The organism is Streptomyces sp. NPDC054849 (assembly GCF_053610945.1).
The window spans coordinates 1-18629 of record NZ_JBSGZI010000052.1 but is presented as its reverse complement, the minus strand read 5'-3'; the positions used below and the strand labels follow the sequence as shown (position 1 = coordinate 18629).

Sequence of the window (18629 nt, the reverse complement as noted above, 5' to 3'; positions counted from 1 at the left end):
CAGCCAGCCCACCCGTCCGACCGAAGGGAACGAGGCCGTGAGCCCATCCGCCGACCTGCCCGCCGCGCCGCCGGCCGCCCGCCCGGCCGTCTTGCCCTCCGAACCGACCGCCGCTCCGCCGGCCGTCCTGCCCGCCGACCCGCCGGCCGTTCTGCCCCCGGACCCTCCTGCCGATCCTCCCGCAGATCCGCCCGCCGACCCGGCAGCCGTCCCGCCCGCCGACCCGGCAGCCGTCCCGCCCGCCGGCCTGGCAGCCGTCCCACCCGCCGGCCTGGTCCGTACCGCGCCCGTCTCGGGTCTCCAGCGCGGCCTCTGGTTCCTCGACCGGTGGAACCCGCAGGCCGCCACCTACACCACTCCCTGGACGTACGACGTCACCGGCCCCCTCGACCTCGCCGTGCTCCAGCGGGCGCTGGACGGCGTGACCGCCCGGCACGAGGCGCTGCGCACCACCTTCGCCCTGCACCCCGACGGTCCGCGCCAGCACGTCCACCGCACGCTCACCGTCCCTCTTGCCGTCACCGACCTCCGCGAGCTGCCCGAACACCAACGCACGGGCCAGGCTGAGCAGCTGATCGCCGAGCGGGGCAGCCGGCCGTTCGACCTCACCGCGGGCCCGCTGCTGCGCGCTGAGGCGTTCCGCCTCGCCGACGACCGCACCACCCTCCTTTTCGTCGTCCACCACATCGTGTGGGACGGCTGGTCGGCCGAACTCTTCGAGTACGAACTCGGCGAGCTCTACCGTGCGTCGATCGAGAACCGGGCCGCCGTGCTGCCGGCGCTCACCACCCAGTACGCCGACTGGGCGGAGGACGAGCAGCACACCTCGTACGAGGAGCACCTCGCCCACTGGAAGCGGAGCCTCGACGGCGCCCCCACCCTGCTGGAGCTGCCCGGCGACCGGCCGCGGCCCGCCGAGAGCAGCCGGCGCGGCGCCACCGAGCCCTTCGACCTCGCCCCGGGCGCCGCGGCCCGGGTCCGGGAGCTCGCCGAACAGGAGGGCGTCACACCGTTCACCGTCCAACTGGCCGCCTTCGCACTCTTGATGGGACGGTGGACCGGTGCCGACGACCTGCTCGTCGGCACCCCGGTCACCACCCGCAACCGGCCCGAAGTCGCCGATCTGCTCGGCTACTTCGTCAACCTTCTGCCGTTGCGTGTCCGGCTGACCCCCGGCGCCACCTTCCGCGAGCTGCTCGCCGACCTCCAGGACGGCGCCTTCGACGCCTTCGGCTACCTTGACGTCCCCTTCGACCAGTTGGTCGACCTGGTCGGCGCCACCCGCACACCGCAGCACCCACCGCTGGTCCAGGTGGTGTTCGGTGCCCACGCCGAGGACCGCACACCGTTGGCGCTCGGCGCCGCCACCGCCGAGCGCACCGTCCGCTCCAACGGCACCAGCAAGTTCGACCTCACCTGGTCCGTGTTCGAGGGCGCCGACGGCGGCGAACTGCGCGGCGAAGCCGAGTACAGCAGCGACCTCTTCGACGCCGGCACCGTGCGCCGCCTGGCCGCCGACTACGCCGGCCTGCTGGACGCCGCCCTCGCCGAGCCGGACGCCACCGTGCTCCGGCTCACCTCCGCCGGACGGCCGCACCGCCCGGCCCGCCTGGACCCGGGCCGGTGCCTGCACCACCTCTTCGAGCGGGCCGCCGACGAACACGGCGACCGGCCCGCCGTGAGCGACCGGGACGGCCTCCTCGACTACGCCGAACTCGACCGGCGTGCCAACCGGCTGGCCCACGCGCTGCTCGCCCGCGGCGTGGGCCCCGGCGACCGGGTCGGGCTGCTGCTGGAGCGCACCGCCGCCGTGCCGGTCGCGATCCTGGCCGTGCTCAAGACCGGCGCCGCCTACGTGCCGGTCGACCTCGCGGCCCCCGCCGACCGGGCGGCCCTGGTCTTCGGCGACACCGCCGTCAGCCTGGTCCTCACCGACCGGCCCGACCGCGCCCCGGACGGCCCCTGGCAGACCCTCGACCTCGCCGCCCGGGCCGAGGAGATCGCCGCCCACCCGGCCGTGCGGCCCCCCGCCGCCGGTCGCCCCGGCGACCTCGCCTACCTCATCTTCACCTCCGGTTCCACCGGCCGCCCCAAGGGTGTCGCAGTCGCCCACGAGCACGTCAGCCGCCTCCTCGACTCCGGCCTGGACCACTTCGGCTTCGGCCCGGAGACGGTCTGGACGCTCTTCCACAGCTACGCCTTCGACTGGACGGTCTGGGAGCTCTGGGGCGCCCTGCTGCACGGCGCCCGGCTCGTCGTCGTTCCCCACCTGACCAGCCGCTCGCCCGACGACTTCGCCGGCCTGCTCGACGAGGAAGGCGTCACCCACCTGTGCCTGACCCCCTCGGCGCTGCGGCAGCTCGAACCGGCGCTGCGCCGCAACCCGCGCGCTCTGCCCGCACTGCGGTGGATCATGCTCGGCGGCGAGGCGCTCGACCCGGGCGTGGTCCGGCGCTGGCACGAACTCGACCCGCTGCCGCCCGCCCGGCTCTGCAACCTCTACGGCATCACCGAGACCACCGTCCACGTCACCCTGCACGATGTCGCCGAGGACGGAGTGGGCTTCGAGCGCAGCCTGGTCGGCGAACCTCTGCCGCACCTCACCGCGCTCGTCCTCGACGACTGGCTGCGCCCCTGCCCGCCCGGCGTCCCCGGTGAGCTGTACATCGGCGGCGGCAGCCTCGCGCACGGCTACTGGGGCCGCCCCGGCCTCACCGCCGGCCGCTTCGTCGCCGACCCGTACGGACCACCGGGCGCCCGGCTCTACCGGACCGGCGACGTCGCCCGGCGGCTGCCGGACGGCGGGATGGAGTACGTCGGCCGGGCGGACTTCCAGGTGAAGCTGCGCGGCTTCCGGATCGAGCTCGGCGAGATCGAGAACGCCGTCGCCGCCCACCCCGAGGTGGACGCCTGCGTGGTCACGGTGCACGAGGACCGGCTCGCCGCATACGTCACCGGGCGCTCGCCGGCCGAGCCCGGAGACCTGCGGGCCTTCCTCGGCCGCTCCCTGCCCGAGTACATGATCCCGAAGAGCTTCACCGTGCTGGACGCACTGCCGCTGACCGTCAACGGCAAGGTCGACCGGGCCGCGCTGCCCGCCCCAGGCCGGGCCGCGCCCACCCCCGCCGGCGGCCGGCACGTCGAGCCGCGCACACCGGAGGAGGAACTGTTCGCCGGCGTGTGGACGGACGTGCTCGGGGTCGTCGGGATCGGCGTCCACGACGACTTCTTCCACCTGGGCGGGGACTCCATCCGCGCCGTCCAGCTGGCCGGCGCCCTGCACGACCGGGGCTGGCAGGTCACCCTGCGGGACGTCTTCAACGCGCCCACCGTCGCCGAACTGCTGCCGCTGGCCCGCCCGGTGGCCGCCGACCCCGCCGCGGACCGGCCGTTCGCGCTGATCGCCGATGAGGACCGGGACGCGTTGCCCCCCGGGATCACCGACGCCTACCCGATGGTCTCGATGCAGCTCTCCATGGTCTTCCACATGGAGGTCGCCGGCGGCACCGACAGCTACCACAACGTCAACTCCTACCGGATCACCGGCGACCTCGACGAGAGCGCCCTGCGCAGCTCCGTGGGGGAGGCGATGGCCCGGCACGCCGTCCTGCGCACCGGCCTCGACCTCTCCGGCTACGGGGAACCGCTCCAGCTGGTCCACGACACGCTGCCCGTGCCGGTCGAGTTCGCGGACCTGCGCGGGGCGCCGGCGGAGGAGCAGGACGACAGGATCCGTACCGTCTTCGAAGACCACCGGGACCGGCCCTTCGACCTCGCCGAACCGCCGCTCTTCCGGATCACCGTCCAGCGGCTGGCCGCCGGTGCCTTCCAGCTGACCATCTCCGAACACCACGCCATCCTCGACGGCTGGAGCTTCACCTCGCTGCTCACCGAGATCCTCGAACGGCACACCGAGCTCGCCGCCGACCCGGCCTCCGCGCCGACCCCGCCACCGCGCACCGCCTTCCGCGACTTCGTCGCCGTGGAGCGTGCGGCCGCCGCCGACCAGGAGTCCCTGGCGTACTGGCGGAGGCGGCTCGACGGGGCCACCGGCCAGCTCTGGCCCGGCAGTGAGGACGTCCACGAGCTGCCGCGCACGGTGGAGCGGGTGCTGCCCGACGCCCCCGGTCAGCTGCGCGCGGTCGCCGACGCGCTCGCCGTCCCGGTCAAGTCGGTCGCGCTCGCCGCCCACCTGCACGCCCTCGCCCATATCACCGGGCGCCGCAGGGTCACCACGGGGCTGGCGATGAACGGCCGACTGGAACGGCTAGGCGGTACCGAGGTGTACGGACTGTTCCTCAACACCGTTCCGCTGGTCGCCGAGCCGGAGGAGGACCTGGCCGAGCTGGTGCGGCACGTGCACCGGGAGGAGCTGGACATGATGCCGCACCGCCGGGTGCCGTTCGCCCGGCTGGCCCGGATGATGGCCGACACGGCGCTCGACAGTCAGTTCGGCTACCTGCGGTTCCATGCGCTGGGCCGGCTCAGCGCGGCCCGGATCGAGGACGGCCGGATCGGCTGCGAGCCGACGCTGCGGCACGAGCCCAACAGCTTCGCCTTCGGCGCCTCGCTGATCCAGGACCCGGTGTCGCAGCGCGTGCTGCTCGCCGTGGACCACCAGCGGGCGGTGGTGGACGACGCCACGGCGGAGGAGTTCATCGACGCCTACGCGTCGGCGCTGGCACGACTGGCCACGAACGTCTGACGGGCGCCGGTCGCGTGCGGTCGGTCGTATGGCCGGTCGGGGTGCGGGGCCCGCACCGCAGGCCTCGTCCCGCAGGGTCAGCCGCGGCCGGCGGCGGAGCCGGACCACCGCGTGGGACAGCCCCGCCGGTTGCCGCCCTTCGGCCACGCGCCACCGGCCACGGCGGGACGGCCCTTCGGGGGGTGCGGTCGGCTGTACGGCCGGTCCGGGTGCGTGGCTTCCGCACCGCGGTCCGGGTGCGGCCGGTGTGGCGCCGTCGGCGGCCTCGCGGGCCGGCCTGGTCGCGTGCCGCCGGTCACACGCCGACGGCCGTGCGGCCGGGCAGGCCTCGCCGGGTGCGGTCGGCTGTGCGGCCGGTCCGGGTGTCCGTGCTTCCGCACCGCGGTCCGGGTGCGGTCGGTCCGCCGCAGTCGGCGGCCTCGCCGGCCACGCCCGGTCACCGTGCCGCCGGTCACGCGCCGACGGCTCTGCAGGGCCGGCCCGTACCCCGGGCGACGCTCTACGCGTGGTCGGCTGGTGGTCCTGCCCGCCGGCCGTGCGGCGGGGTGGCCCCTCCGGGCCGTGCGGTTGGCTGTGCGGCGGGGGTCCGAGGCGGATCCCGCACCGCGTCTGGGTGCGGCCGGTTCAACCGCCGTCGGCGGCCTCGCGGGCCATGCCCGGTCACCGTGCCGCCGGTCATGCGCCGACGGCTCTGCAGGGCCGGCCCGTACGGGGGCCACGCCCGGCCGGTTACCGGCCGCCGGTCACGTGCCGTCGGCCATGTGGCCGGGCCCTGCCTCGCCGCGAGTGTGCGGGCGGCTGTACGGCCGGTCCGAGGCGGATCCCGCACCGCAGTCCGGGTGCGGTCGGTCCGCCGCAGTCGGCGGCCTCGCCGGCCACCGGGTCGCCGTGCCGCCGGTCATCCGCCGACGGCTCTGCAGGCCGGGCCCGTACCGCGGGCGGCGGGCCGGCCCTTCCGAGGGCGATCCCGCATCCCAGTCCTCGGGTCGCCAGTCCGCCGTCGGCGGCCCCTCGGGCCACGGCGGTCACGTTCCGCCGGCCGTGCGGCCGGTCGGGGTGCGGAGCCCGTGTCGTGGGCCTCGTGCCGCCGGATCAGCCGTCGCCACGGGCCCGCGGGGTCGGCCCGCGCTGCTGGTCGGGTCTCGCCGGTTACCGGCCGGCCGTGGCCGGGCCGGCCCTGCCGGGCGGCACCCGTCGGCGGCTCGCCCCGGCAGGGCCGGCCCCGCACCGTGAACCACGTCCTGCCGGGCGCGTACCGCCGGCCCCGAACCTGCGGCCCCCGTGCCCCGTTCCGTCCGCCCGACCACCTCGCCCGCCGGCCCGACGCGGCACCCACACATCGTGATCCACCCATCCCACCGAGCACCGAGGAGTGCCTTCGCATGACCACCTTCGCCGAACCGTCCACCACGACCCCGGTTCCCGCCCCGGCCGCCCCCGCCGCCGACCTGTTGACCCGTCTGCGCGCCGCCGTCGCCGCCCACCCCGCGCGGCCCGCCGTGCACGCCGTCGACGGCGACCTCGGCTTCGCCGCCCTGGAGCGCCGCACCGCCGCCCTGGCCCGCGCCCTCAGGGCACACGGCGTCCGGCGCGGCGACCGGGTCGGCATCCACCTCGCCCGCACCTGCGACCTGCCGGTCGCGCTGCTCGCCACCTGGCGGGCCGGCGCCGCGTACGTTCCGCTCGACCCGGCCTACCCGGCCGAGCGGATCGCCTTCATGGCCGCCGACGCCCGCCTCGCCGCCGTGGTCAGCGCCGACGCCGCGCCGCCCGTCCCGGCCGGCGTCCCGGTGCTCCGCCCGGACGCCGCCGCCCCGGCCGGCCCCGACGCTCCGGACGCCGACGGCCCGGCGGCCGAGTTCACCCCGCACCCGCTCGACTCCGCCTATGTCATCTACACCTCGGGCTCCACCGGCCGCCCCAAGGGCGTGGAGGTCCCGCACGGTGCCGTCGCCGACCTCGCCGCCGCCCTGGAACGCAGCGGCGCCTACCGCCCGGAGCCGGGTGTCGTCGCCTGGAACGCCAGCGTCTCCTTCGACGCCTCCGTCCAGCAGTGGATCCGCATCTGCCGGGGCGACACCCTGGTGGTGATCGACGACACCCAGCGAGCCGAACCGGTTCGCCTGGTGCAGCTGCTCGCCGAACACGGCGTCACCGACCTCGACCTGACCCCCTCGCACTGGCAGCTGCTCCGCGAGCCGCTGGCGGGCGCCCGCATCCCGCGGCTGTTCATGGGTGGTGAGCCCGTGCCCGCCGGGACCTGGCGCGAACTGGCCGACGCCCGTATCGACGCGCTCAACCTCTACGGGCCCACCGAGTGCACCGTCGACGCGCTCACCACCCCTGTCACCGGGCCCGGCCCACACCTGGGCGAGCCGCTGCCCGGCGTCCGCGCCTACCTGCTGGACGGCCGGCTCGCCCCCGTGACGGCCGTCGGCGCGGTCGGCGAGCTGTACCTGGCCGGGCCCGGCCTCGCGCACGGCTATCCGGGCCACCCGGGTCTGAGCGCGGGCCGGTTCGTCGCGGACCCGTTCGCGCCGGAGCCGGGCGCCCGGATGTACCGCACCGGAGACCAGGCCCGCCGCTCCGCCGAGGGCCTGCTGGAGTACGCAGGCCGGGTGGACCGACAGGTCAAGCTGCGCGGCTTCCGGATCGAGCCGGGCGAGGTCGAACACGCGCTGGGCGCCCTGCCAGGTGTGAGCGCCGCCGCGGTCACCGTCCACGAGGCCGCCCCGGGCGACCACCGGCTGGCCGGCTACGTCACCGGCGCGGACGTCCGCCCCGCCGACCTGCTCGCCGAGCTGCGCCGCACCCTGCCCGCCCACCTGGTGCCGTCCACCGTGACCGTGCTGAGCTCCCTGCCGCTCACCCCGAACGGCAAGGTCGACCACCGTGCCCTGCCCGCTCCGGCGGCCGGCGCCGTCCCCCCGGAGGCGGCCACCGGACCGGACGCACGAGGCGGAGTGGACGAGCAGGTCGCCGAGGTCTGGTGCACCGTGCTGGGTGTGCCCGGCGTCGAGCCGACCGACGACTTCCTCTCCCTCGGCGGCCACTCGCTCGCCGCCCTGCGCGTCGTCCATCTGCTGCGCCGCAAGCTGAACGTCGAGCTCCAGCTCCGCCACCTGCTGGACGCCGCCGACCTGGCCGACTTCACCGCCGCCGTCCGCCGGGCCGCCGAAGCCGGTCCGGCCGCCGCCCGCCCCGCCCTGACCGCGCGCCGGGCGGCCGTCCGATGACCACGGTGACCACCATGCCCGGCACTGCCGCCGCGCGGACCGCCCGCCCCCGGGCCGAGGGCGACTGGCTGCTCGTCCCCGCCCCTCAGCCCCACCGCCCCTTCCGGCTGTTCTGCTTCCCGCACGCCGGCGGCGACGCCACCGCCTACACCCCGCTGGCCCGCGCCCTGGCACCCGTCGCCGAGGTCTGGGCGCTGCGTCCGCCGGCCCGGGGCGGCCGCAGCCGGCACCCGATGCCGCCCGACTTCGACGCTCTGCTGGCCGCCGTCGCCGAGGCGTTGACCCCGCACCTGACCGGCGGCGACGAAGGCCGGTTCGGCTTCTACGGACAGAGCTTCGGCGCCCTTCTCGCCTACGAGGTCGCCCGCGCACTGCCCGCCGACCGCCGTCCCGAGCTGGTGGTCGCGGCCGGAGCGCCCTGCCCCGCCGCATGGGCCGAGCGCGGGTCCAGGGACCTGGACGCCTCCGAACTCCTCAGGCTCACCGGTCTGGAGGAGACGGTCCGGGCCGAGCCGGACCTGCTCGAGCTCGCCCTCGGGGCCATCCGCACGGACCTCGCCGTCAGCGCCACCTACCGTCACCGTCCGCACGCGCCGATCGGTTCCGCACTGTACGCACTGGCCGGGGCCGACGATCCGATGCTCGCCACCACCGCACTCACGGGCTGGGCCGCCCACACTCGCGGCGCCTTCGGCCACCGCCTCGTCCCCGGCGGCCACCTCCTGGCCACCGTCGACCGGCCCGGGCCGGTCGACCTCCTGACCTCACTTCTGGCGGACCGTCAGGCATCCGCCCCGCACCGCAACGTCCTCAGGGAGCCGTGATGCTGACCACCGCCGCCGCCACGACCGTCACCACCACCACGTCCACGGCCAACGCCACGTCCACGGCCAACGCCACGGCCACGGCCAACGCCACGGCCACCACCACCGTCGACCTCACCGACCCCGGCCTGTGGACCCGGCCCGACACCCCGGCCCTGATCGCCGAAATGCGCAGGGAGGCACCCGTCCATCTGACCGACACCGTGGACGACGGCCCGGTCTGGTCGGTGCTCACCTACCGGGAGTCGGCGGACGTACTGCGCAACGCGGCCGTCTTCAGCTCGGAGTCCGGGTCGCTGCTCGGCTCGGGGCAGGGCAAGGTGCCGGTCGGCTCGGGCCGCATGATGGCCCTCACCGATCCGCCCCGCCACCGCGATCTGCGGGCCCCCGCCAACCCGTTCTTCTCCAAGGGCGGCGTGCGCGGCGCCGCCCGGTCGATCGCCGAGCGGGCCGGCGAGCTCTTCGACCGGGCCGTCGAGCAGGGCGAGGTGGACCTCGTCGACGTGGTCTCCGCGCTGCCGCTCGCGGTCATGTGCGACCTGCTGGACGTCCCCGAGAAGGACCGCGACATGGTGGTCCGGGTCTGCGACGTGGCCTTCCTCGGCCGTACGCCGGAGGAGCGCAGGGCCGGCCACCAGCAGCTGATCCCCTACCTGCTGCACCAGGTGATGCTGCGGCGCTCCGACCCGCGCGACGACCTGATCTCCATGATGGCCACCTACAAGGTCGGCGGGCGCCTGCTGCCGATCGAGGACGTGGTGCTCAACCTGGACAACATCGTCGTGGGCGGCGTACAGACCGTCCGTCACACGGCCGCCATGGGGCTGCACACGCTGGTCCAGCGGCCGGATCTGTGGCGGAGGCTGCAGCAGGGCGAGGTGTCCATGGACTCCGCCGTGGACGAGCTGCTGCGCTGGACCTCGGTGGGCCTCCACACGCTGCGCACCGCCACCCGGGACGTCGAGCTGGGCGGACGCCGGATCCGCCGCGGTGACCGGGTCGCGGTCTGGGTGTGGTCCGCCGACCGGGATCCGGAGGCCTTCGAGCAGCCTGAAGAGATCCGGCTCGACCGCTCACCCAACAAACACCTCGCGCTGGGGCTGGGCGCCCACTACTGCATCGGCGCCCCGCTGGCCAAGGCCGAACTGAGCGCGCTGTACTCGGCCGCGCTGGAGAAGGCGGCCCTCATCGAGCCGACCGGGCCGGTCCGCTACAACCGCTCGATCATCAACTTCGGCCTGGACCACTTCCCGGTCCGCCTCACCCCCCGCTGACCGACCGGCCCCCCGGCACGGTGGTGAGGCGGCGGCAGGACGCCTGAGGCAGGCCGTTCGCGGAGGACGCCTGCGGCAGCACGGCAACTGCCGCTCACCTGCCGGGGCTTGTGCCGCTCGGGCCAGTCCGGCGCCCCTACGTTCGAAGCACACCCCAGAACACCTCTCATTCCTACGGAGACCACCATGAGCAACCCGTTCGAGGACGACAACTCCGGCTACCTGGTCCTGGTCAACGACGAGAACCAGCACTCGCTCTGGCCGGTCTGGATCGACGTGCCGGCCGGCTGGACCGCCGTCCACGGCGAGGCCACCCGCCAGGAGTGCCTCGACTGGATCGAGGTCAACTGGACCGACATCCGCCCGGCGAGCCTGCTCGCCACCCTCGACCAGCGGTGAGCGCCGCCATGCCGACCTGGGAACTGAATCCCGGCCGCCCGGCCCTCACCCACGTGCCGGCCACCGCCGACCTCGCCGAGGCCTGCGCGTGGCTGCGTGAGAACGAGGCCGCGCTGACCGCCGCCCTGCACGAGCACGGCACGATCTTCCTGCGCGGACTGCCGGTGGCCCAGAGCCCGGACGTCGCCGCCGTCCGCGACGTGCTGATCCCCGAGCCCACCCCGTACCGGGAGAAGGCCACCCCGCGCAGCGACTTCGGCAACGGCGTCTTCTCGTCCACCGACCTGCCGCCCGCCCAGTCGATCCGGATGCACAACGAGAACAGCTACACCCTGACCTTCCCCGGCCGGCTGCTTTTCGCCTGCCTGACCGCCCCCGGGGCCGGCGGCGCCACCCCGACGGCCGACGTCCGCAAGGTCCTCGCCGGGCTCCCCGACCACCTGGTGGAGCGGGGCCGGTCCTCCGGCTGGACGCTCACCCGCACCTACTCGGACTACATCTCGCTCGGCTGGCGCACCGCTTTCGGCACCGAGGAGCGCGCCGAGGTCGAGCGGTACTGCCGGGAGAACGGCATCGCCTGGGAGTGGCAGCCGGACGGCAACCTGCGTACCAGCCAGCTGCGTTCGGCCACCGTCCACCACCCGCAGACCGGCGAGGAGGTCTGGTTCAACCACCTGGCCTTCTGGAACGAATGGTCGCTCGACCCGGACATCCGGGAGGCCATGGTCGACGAGTTCGGCCCGGATGGCCTGCCGTTCAACACCGGCTTCGGCGACGGGGAACCGCTCACCCGGCAGGACGTGGACGCCCTCAACGCGGCGTACGAAGCGGCCACCGTCCGCGAGACCTGGCAGGTCGGCGACGTGATGCTGGTCGACAACGTGCTCTGCGCGCACGGCCGCGACCCGTTCCGCGGCGACCGGAGGATCGCCGTCGCGATGGGCCGCCCCGTCGGCCTCCTGGACTGCCGGCCCACGGTGCGCCCGGCCACCGCAGTCCCCGCCTGAGGCACCCCGAACACCATCCACGCCGTGACGTGAGCAGAGGAAGCACCGTGATCCCGGTTTCGTACGCACAACAGCGTCTCTGGCTGATCGACCAGATCGAAGGGCCGACCGCGCTCTACAACCTGCCGTTCGCGGTCCGCCTGCGCGGCACGCTCGACACGGCCGCGCTGCGCGCCGCGACGGCGGACGTGGTCGCCCGGCACGAGGCCCTGCGCACGGTGTTCCCGCTGGCCGGGGGAGTCCCGGTGCAGCGGATCCTGTCGTCCGCGGAGGCTGAGATCGCCTTCGAAACGGTGGACTGCGCACCGGGCGACTACCCCGCCCTGCGGGACCGGGCCGCCTCCCACACCTTCGACCTGAGCTCCGAACTGCCCCTCAGGATCACGGTTTTCTCGCTCACCCCCGCCTCCCGGACCACGGCCGAGCACGTGCTGCTCGTCGTGCTCCACCACATCGCCGGCGACGGCTGGTCACTCGGCCCGCTGCTGCGCGACCTCGCCACCGCCTACGCCGCCCGCCTCGACGGTTGCGCCCCCGACTGGGAACCCCTGCCGGTCCAGTACGCCGACTACGCGCTCTGGCAGCGCGAGGTGCTCGGCGAGGAGCACGACCCCGACAGCATGATGAGCCGTCAGCTCGATTACTGGCGAGGCGTGCTGTCCGCTCTGCCGGAGGAGCTGGAGCTGCCGGTGGACCGCCCCCGGCCGCCCGCGCCCACCGGGGCCGCCGACGCCGTGCCGTTCGCCTATGGTCCCGAGCTGCACGCCGCGCTGGCGGGCCTGGCCCGCCGGCACCGCGCCACCCTGTTCTCCGTCCTTCAGGCCGGCCTCGCCGCGCTGTTCACCCGGCTCGGCGCCGGTACCGACATCCCGCTCGGAACCGGTGTGGCCGGCCGCTCCGACGAGGCGCTGAACGACCTGGTCGGCTTCTTCGTCAACACGCTGGTGCTGCGCACCGACACCTCGGGAGATCCCTCCTTCGCCGAACTCGTCGGCCGGGTCCGCGAGGCCCAGCTCGACGCCTTCGCCCACCAGGACGTTCCGTTCGAGCGGCTGGTCGAGGAGATCAACCCGGTCCGCTCCCTCGGCCGCCACCCGCTGTTCCAGACCCTGCTCGTCCTGCAGAACCACGAGGAGGGCGAGCTCGGCCTTCCGGGACTGGAATCGGCGCCCGAACCGCTCGGCCTGCGGGTCGCCAAGTTCGACCTCAACATCGGCGTCACGGAGCTGCACGCCCCCGACGGCGCCCCCGGCGGCCTCACCGGATCGGTCGAGTACGCGGCCGACCTCTACGACCGCGCCACCGTCACCACCCTGTTCGAGCGCCTGGGCCGGCTCCTGGCCGCCGCGGCCGCCGACCCGGAGGCGCCGATCGGCACGCTCGACATCCTCGCCCCCGAGGAGCTCCGCCGTCTGCGCGACGAGTGGAACGCCACGGCCGCGCCCGTCCCGTCCGGCTCGCTGCCGGACCTGTTCGAAGCCCAGGCAGCCCGTACCCCGGACGCGGCCGCACTCGCCCACGACGGGGGCGCCGTCGGCTACGCCGAGCTCAACACCCGCGCCAACCGGCTGGCGCACCACCTGATCGCCTGCGGTGTCGGCCCGGAGTCCCCGGTCGCCCTGCTGATGGAGCGCTCGGTCGACCTGGTCGTCGCCACCCTGGCCGTGCTCAAGGCGGGCGGCTGCTACGTCCCCCTGCATGCGAGCCTGCCGCCGGAGCGGATGGCCGCGCTGCTCGCCGACACCGCCGCGCCCGTCCTGCTCACCGACCGCACCGACCCGGGATTCCCGCACACCGCCGTCGTGGTCCGCCCCGGCGACGAGAAGGCCGCCCCGGAGCACGACCCCGGCATCCCGGTCCACCCCGACCGGCTCGCCTACGTGATGTTCACCTCCGGCTCCACCGGGACCCCCAAGGGCGTCGCGGTCCGCCACCGCGACGTGGTCGACCTCGCCGCCGACCGCCGCTGGCAGGACGGGCGGCACCGGCGGATCCTGCTGCACTCCCCGCACGCCTTCGACGCCTCCACCTACGAGCTGTGGACGCCGCTGCTCTCCGGCGGCACGGTGGTCGTCGCCCCGCCCGGCAGCCTGGACGCCGCCGCCCTGCACGCCGTCGCCACCCGCCACCAGGTCACCGCCGTCTTCCTCACCAAGGCGCTCTTCGACCTGGTCGCCGAGCAGGCCCCGGAGACCTTCCGCGCCCTGCGGACCGTCTGCACCGGCGGCGAGGCCGCCTCCGGCACTCTCATGCGCCGCGTCCTCGACCACTGCCCCGACCTGTTCCTCGCCCACGTCTACGGGCCGACCGAGGCCACCACCTTCGCCACGCACCACCCCCTCGCCCCCGCCGACCTGGCCGGCCCCCGGCCCCCGATCGGCGCCCCCCTCGACAACATGCGCGCCCACGTCCTCGACGCGCGGCTTCAGCCCGTCCCGCCCGGCGTCCCCGGTGAGCTGTACGTGACGGGGGCCGGACTGGCCCGCGGCTACTGGCACCGGCCCGCACTGACCGCCGAGCGCTTCGTCGCCGACCCGTATGCGCCGGGGGAGCGGATGTACCGCACCGGAGACCTGGTCCGCCGCCGGACGGACGGCGCGATCGAGTTCCTCGGCAGGATCGACGGCCAGGTCAAGCTGCGCGGCTTCCGGATCGAGCCGGGCGAAATCGAGGCCGTGCTCTCCCGTCACCCCGCCGTCCGCCAGGTCATCGTGGTCCCCCGCGAGGACCGCCCCGGCGACACCCGGCTGGTCGGCTACTGCTCGGTGCTCGCCTCCGCCCTCGACGAGGTGCCCGAACTCGGCGCCGAATTCAAGCGGTTCGCCGCCGACACCCTCCCCGGCTACATGGTCCCCTCGGCCGTGGTCGTGCTGCCCACCCTGCCGCTCAACGCCAACGGCAAAGTCGACCGGCGCGCACTGCCCGCCCCCGAGCTGGGCCCCGCCACCGCCGGCCGCGCCCCGCGCGACGAGAACGAGCGCGTCCTGTGCACCCTCTTCGGCGAGATCCTCGGCATCGACGACATCACCATCGACGACGACTTCTTCGAACTCGGCGGCCACTCCCTGCTGGCCACCCGCCTGGCAGGCCGGGCGCGCACCGAGCTCGGCGCCGAACTCGCCATCGCCGACCTCTTCCGGGCCCCGACCGTCGCTGCCCTCGCCGCCCGGCTCGCCACCGGCCCGGCCCGGCCCGCCCTGCGCCCCGAACCCCGGCCCGAGCGCCTGCCGGTCTCCTTCGCCCAGCGCCGGCTGTGGTTCCTCGGCCAGGCCGAGGGCCCCTCCGCCACCTACAACGTCACCCTCGCCCTGCGGCTCACCCGACCGCTGGACGCGAACGCCCTGGAACGCGCACTCGGCGATGTCACAGCCCGCCATGAGACGCTCCGTACGGTCTTCGGTGAGGTCGACGGCGTCCCGTACCAGCGGGTCCTGCCCGCGCCCCCGGCCCCGCTCCTCACGGTCACCGACCGCCCGGTGCAGGAGCTGACCGGCCACACCTTCGACCTGGCCGTCGACGTACCGCTCCACGCCTACCTGCGCCCCGAGTCCCCCGACGAGCACGTGCTGCTCCTGGTGATGCACCACATCGCCAGCGACGGCTGGTCCCTGCGGCCGCTCTTCCACGATCTCGCCGACGCCTACACCGCACGGCTCGGCGGTGAGCCGCCGGTGTGGGAGCCGCTGCCGGTCCAGTACGCCGACTACGCCCTCTGGCAGTACCGGCTGCTCGGCGCGGACACCGACCCGCAGTCCCCGCTCTCCCGCCAGCTCGACCACTGGAGGAAGACGCTGGCCGGGCTGCCGGACGAGCTGCCGCTCCCGCTGGACCGCCCCCGCCCGGCGGTCGCCGGCCACCGGGGGGATGTCGTCCCGCTGGAGCTGGACGCGGACCTGCACATGCGGCTCGCCGAGCTGGCCGCCGGGCACGGGGTCACCCTCTTCATGGTGCTCCAGGCCGCCTACGCCACCCTCCTGCACCGCTTCGGCGCCGGCGACGACCTGCCGATCGGCACCCCCCTGGCCGGCCGCCTCGACCCGGCCCTCGACGAGCTGGTCGGCTTCTTCGCCAACACCCTGGTGCTGCGCACCGACCTGACCGGCCGTCCCACCTTCGCCGAGCTGCTGGCCCGGGTCCGGGAGGCCGCCCTGGCCGCCTACGCGCACCAGGACGTGCCGTTCGAGCGGCTGGTCGAGGAGCTCAACCCGGCCCGCACGCTGGCCCGGCATCCGCTCTTCCAGGTGATGATCGCCTTCGACAACACCTCCGGCGGCGGCCCCGAGTTCCCCGGCACCCGCGCCGCATACGAGCCGCTCGGGCTGCCCGCCACCGCCTTCGACCTCACCCTCAACCTGTCCGAGCGCCACCATCCGGACGGCACCCCGGCCGGCCTCGACGGCGGCCTGGAGTTCGCCACCGACCTGTTCGACCGGACCACCGCCGAACGGCTCGCCGACGCCCTGCTGCGCCTCCTCGCCCAAGCCGCCGACGACCCCCACCGCCCCGTCGCCGAGCTGGACGTACTGGGCGAGGCCGGCCGGGCCGCGCTGGCCGAGTGGCACGACACCGCGCGGCCCGGCGGGGCCATACCCGTCACGGCGGCCTTCGCCGCCCAGGTGGCCGCGACCCCGGACGCCACGGCCCTGGTCTTCGGGGAGACGCGGCTGACCTACGCCGAGCTGGACGCCCGCGCCGGCCGGCTCGCCCACGGCCTGATCGCCTCCGGCGCCGGCCCGGAGGACGTGGTCGCGCTCGCCCTGCCGCGCTCCGCCGAATCGATCGTCGCCGTCCTCGCCGTGCTCAAGGCCGGTGCGGCCTTCCTCCCGCTGGACGCCGACTACCCCCGCGACCGGATCGCCCACATGCTGGCCGACGCCCGGCCGGCGGCCGTCCTCACCGGTGCCGGCTGGCCGCTGCCCGAGGTGCTGGACGGTCTCACCGTCCTGGACGCCGACGAGCGGACCTGGGCCGGGCACCCGGCCGACGCCCCGCCCGTCCGCGTCGACCCGTCCACCGCCGCCTACGTGATCTACACCTCCGGCTCCACCGGACGTCCCAAGGGCGTGGTGGTGAACCACGGCGGCCTGGCCAACCTGCTCGCCTTCCACCGCGACGAGACCATCGCCACGGCCCGACAGGCCCGCCCGCGACCCCGGTTCAGGTTCGCCCAAGCCGCCTCGCTGTCCTTCGACACCGCCCTCGAGGCGCTGCTGTGGATGGTCGCCGGCCACGAGCTCCATCTGCTCGACGACGACGTCCGCCGCGACGCCGCCGCGATCGTCCGCTATGCCGAGCACACCGGCGCCGACGTCCTCGACGTGACCCCCGGCCAGGCCGGACGGCTGGTCGAGGAGGGCCTCCTCGACCGCTGCCCGCCGGCCCTCCTGATGGTCGGCGGCGAGGCCCTAGGCCAGACCCTCTGGGCCTCCCTGGCCGCCGCCCCCGACACCGTCGTGCTCAACATGTACGGCCCCACCGAGTGCACCGTCGACGCGCTGCACCACCGGCTCTCCGGCGACCCGCGCCCGCTCATCGGCCGCCCGCTGCCCAATGTGCGCGCGCACGTCCTGGACACCTGCCTGCGGCCCGTCCCGCCCGGTGTCCCCGGCGAGCTGTACCTGGCCGGGGCAGGCCTGGCCCGCGGCTACCTCGGACGTCCCGCGCTGACCGCCGAGCGCTTCGTGGCCGACCCGTTCGCGCCGGGGGAGCGGATGTACCGCACCGGCGACCTGGCCCGGCGGCGCCCCGACGGCCGGGTCGAGTACCTGGGCCGCACCGACCACCAGGTCAAGGTCCGCGGGTTTCGGATCGAGCCCGGCGAGATCGAGACCGTCCTGGCCGCCCACCCCGACGTACTCCAGGCCGCAGTACTGCCCCATCACGACGCAGCGGACGGCGCGGCCGGCACCCGGCTGGCCGCCTACGTCGTGGCGCGCACCCCGCTCGACCCGGCCGAGCTGCGCGCCCACGTGGCCGCCACCCTGCCGGACTACATGGTCCCGGCGGCCTTCGTGACGCTCGAAGCGCTGCCGCTGAGCGTCAACGGCAAGCTCGACCGGTCCGCGCTGCCCGCCCCCGACTTCGCGGCGGCCACCGGCGGCCGGGCGGCACGGACGGCGCGCGAGGAGATCCTCTGCGGCCTGTTCGGCGACGTGCTCGGCGTGACGGGGCCGGTCTCGGTCGACGACGACTTCTTCGCTCTCGGCGGGCACTCGCTGCTCGCCACCAGGCTGCTCAGCCGGGTCCGCGCGGTGCTCGGCGCCGAACTCGGCATCCGGGACGTCTTCGAGGCGCCTACGGTGGCCGGCCTGGCCCGGCGGCTGGACGGCGCCGGGGCCCGGCTCGCGCTGACGGCCGGCGAGCGGCCCGAGCGCCTGCCGCTCTCCTTCGCCCAGCAGCGGCTCTGGCTGATCGACAGGATGGAGGGGCCGAGCGCGCTCTACAACATGCCGCTCGCGCTGCGCCTCACCGGTCCGCTCGACGCGGCCGCCCTGGAACGCGCCCTCGGCGACCTGGTCACCCGGCACGAGATCCTGCGCACCGTCATCGCCGAGCACGACGGCGAGCCCCACCAGCTGGTCCTCGCCGCTGACGACGCCGCCCTCACGGTCGAACGGCTCGACTGCGCTCCGGAGTCGGTGGACGACGAGGTCGACCGCGCCGCCCGCCGGCCCTTCGACCTCGCCGGCGAACCGCCCGTCCGGGTCACCCTGCTCCGGGTCGCCGCCGAGGAGCACGTACTGGTCGTCGCGCTCCACCACATCGTGGGCGACGGCTGGTCGATGGGTCCGCTGCTGCGCGACCTCACCGACGCCTACACCGCCCGCCGCGACGGCTCGGCGCCCGCGTGGGACGCGCTGCCCGTCCAGTACGCGGACTACGCACTCTGGCAGCGCGAGCTGCTCGGCGCGGAGACCGACCCCGACAGCTTGGTCTCCCGCCAACTCGCCTACTGGCGCGAGATCCTGACCGACCTCCCGGAGGAGCTCATGCTCCCCGCCGACCGGCCGCGCGGCGCCCGCGCCGACCACCGGGGGGACCGGGTCGCCCTGCCGATCGACGCCGCACTGCACCGGTCACTGGTCGAGTTGAGCCGCGAGCACCGGGTCACCCTGTTCATGACGTTCCAGGCCGCACTGGCCGCTCTGCTCACCCGGCTGGGGGCCGGAACCGACGTGCCCATC

General features: G+C 75.1%; 7 protein-coding genes. All 7 read left to right on the top strand.

Going from position 1 to position 18629, the window contains the following annotated elements; translation table 11 throughout:
• The first annotated feature begins 37 nt into the window (after positions 1–37).
• On the top strand, positions 38–4705 hold the full coding sequence (locus ACWGIF_RS22185) for an amino acid adenylation domain-containing protein (RefSeq protein ID WP_453499909.1): 4668 nt from the start codon (positions 38–40) through the stop codon (positions 4703–4705).
• Positions 4706–6087: 1382 nt separating this feature from the next.
• Complete coding sequence (locus tag ACWGIF_RS22180) at positions 6088–7941, top strand: non-ribosomal peptide synthetase (protein ID WP_453499907.1); 1854 nt, start codon at positions 6088–6090, stop codon at positions 7939–7941.
• A gap of 14 nt (positions 7942–7955) precedes the next feature.
• The gene (locus ACWGIF_RS22175; protein WP_453499963.1) at positions 7956–8765 is read left to right on the top strand and encodes a thioesterase II family protein; all 810 of its coding nucleotides are present in this window, start codon (positions 7956–7958) and stop codon (positions 8763–8765) included.
• A complete protein-coding gene (locus tag ACWGIF_RS22170; protein WP_453499905.1) occupies positions 8765–10039 on the top strand; it encodes a cytochrome P450 in 1275 nt (424 codons plus the stop codon). The genes ACWGIF_RS22175 and ACWGIF_RS22170 overlap by 1 nt, the downstream gene beginning before the upstream one ends.
• Before the next feature lie 186 nt (positions 10040–10225).
• The gene (locus ACWGIF_RS22165) at positions 10226–10438 is read left to right on the top strand and encodes an MbtH family protein (protein ID WP_453499903.1); all 213 of its coding nucleotides are present in this window, start codon (positions 10226–10228) and stop codon (positions 10436–10438) included.
• Positions 10439–10446: 8 nt separating this feature from the next.
• Complete coding sequence (locus ACWGIF_RS22160) at positions 10447–11445, top strand: TauD/TfdA family dioxygenase (RefSeq protein ID WP_453499901.1); 999 nt, start codon at positions 10447–10449, stop codon at positions 11443–11445.
• Positions 11446–11492: 47 nt separating this feature from the next.
• The coding region (locus ACWGIF_RS22155; protein ID WP_453499899.1) for an amino acid adenylation domain-containing protein at positions 11493–18629 on the top strand (7137 nt) is incomplete at its 3' end.

Bases quoted from the DNA above. Each gene is read 5' to 3' on its own strand.
- ACWGIF_RS22180 (WP_453499907.1), top strand. From the start codon at position 6,088: ATGACCACCTTCGCCGAACCGTCCACCACGACCCCGGTTCCCGCCCCG.
- ACWGIF_RS22175 (WP_453499963.1), top strand. From the start codon at position 7,956: ATGCCCGGCACTGCCGCCGCGCGGACCGCCCGCCCCCGGGCCGAGGGC.
- ACWGIF_RS22170 (WP_453499905.1), top strand. From the start codon at position 8,765: ATGCTGACCACCGCCGCCGCCACGACCGTCACCACCACCACGTCCACG.
- ACWGIF_RS22165 (WP_453499903.1), top strand. From the start codon at position 10,226: ATGAGCAACCCGTTCGAGGACGACAACTCCGGCTACCTGGTCCTGGTC.
- ACWGIF_RS22160 (WP_453499901.1), top strand. From the start codon at position 10,447: ATGCCGACCTGGGAACTGAATCCCGGCCGCCCGGCCCTCACCCACGTG.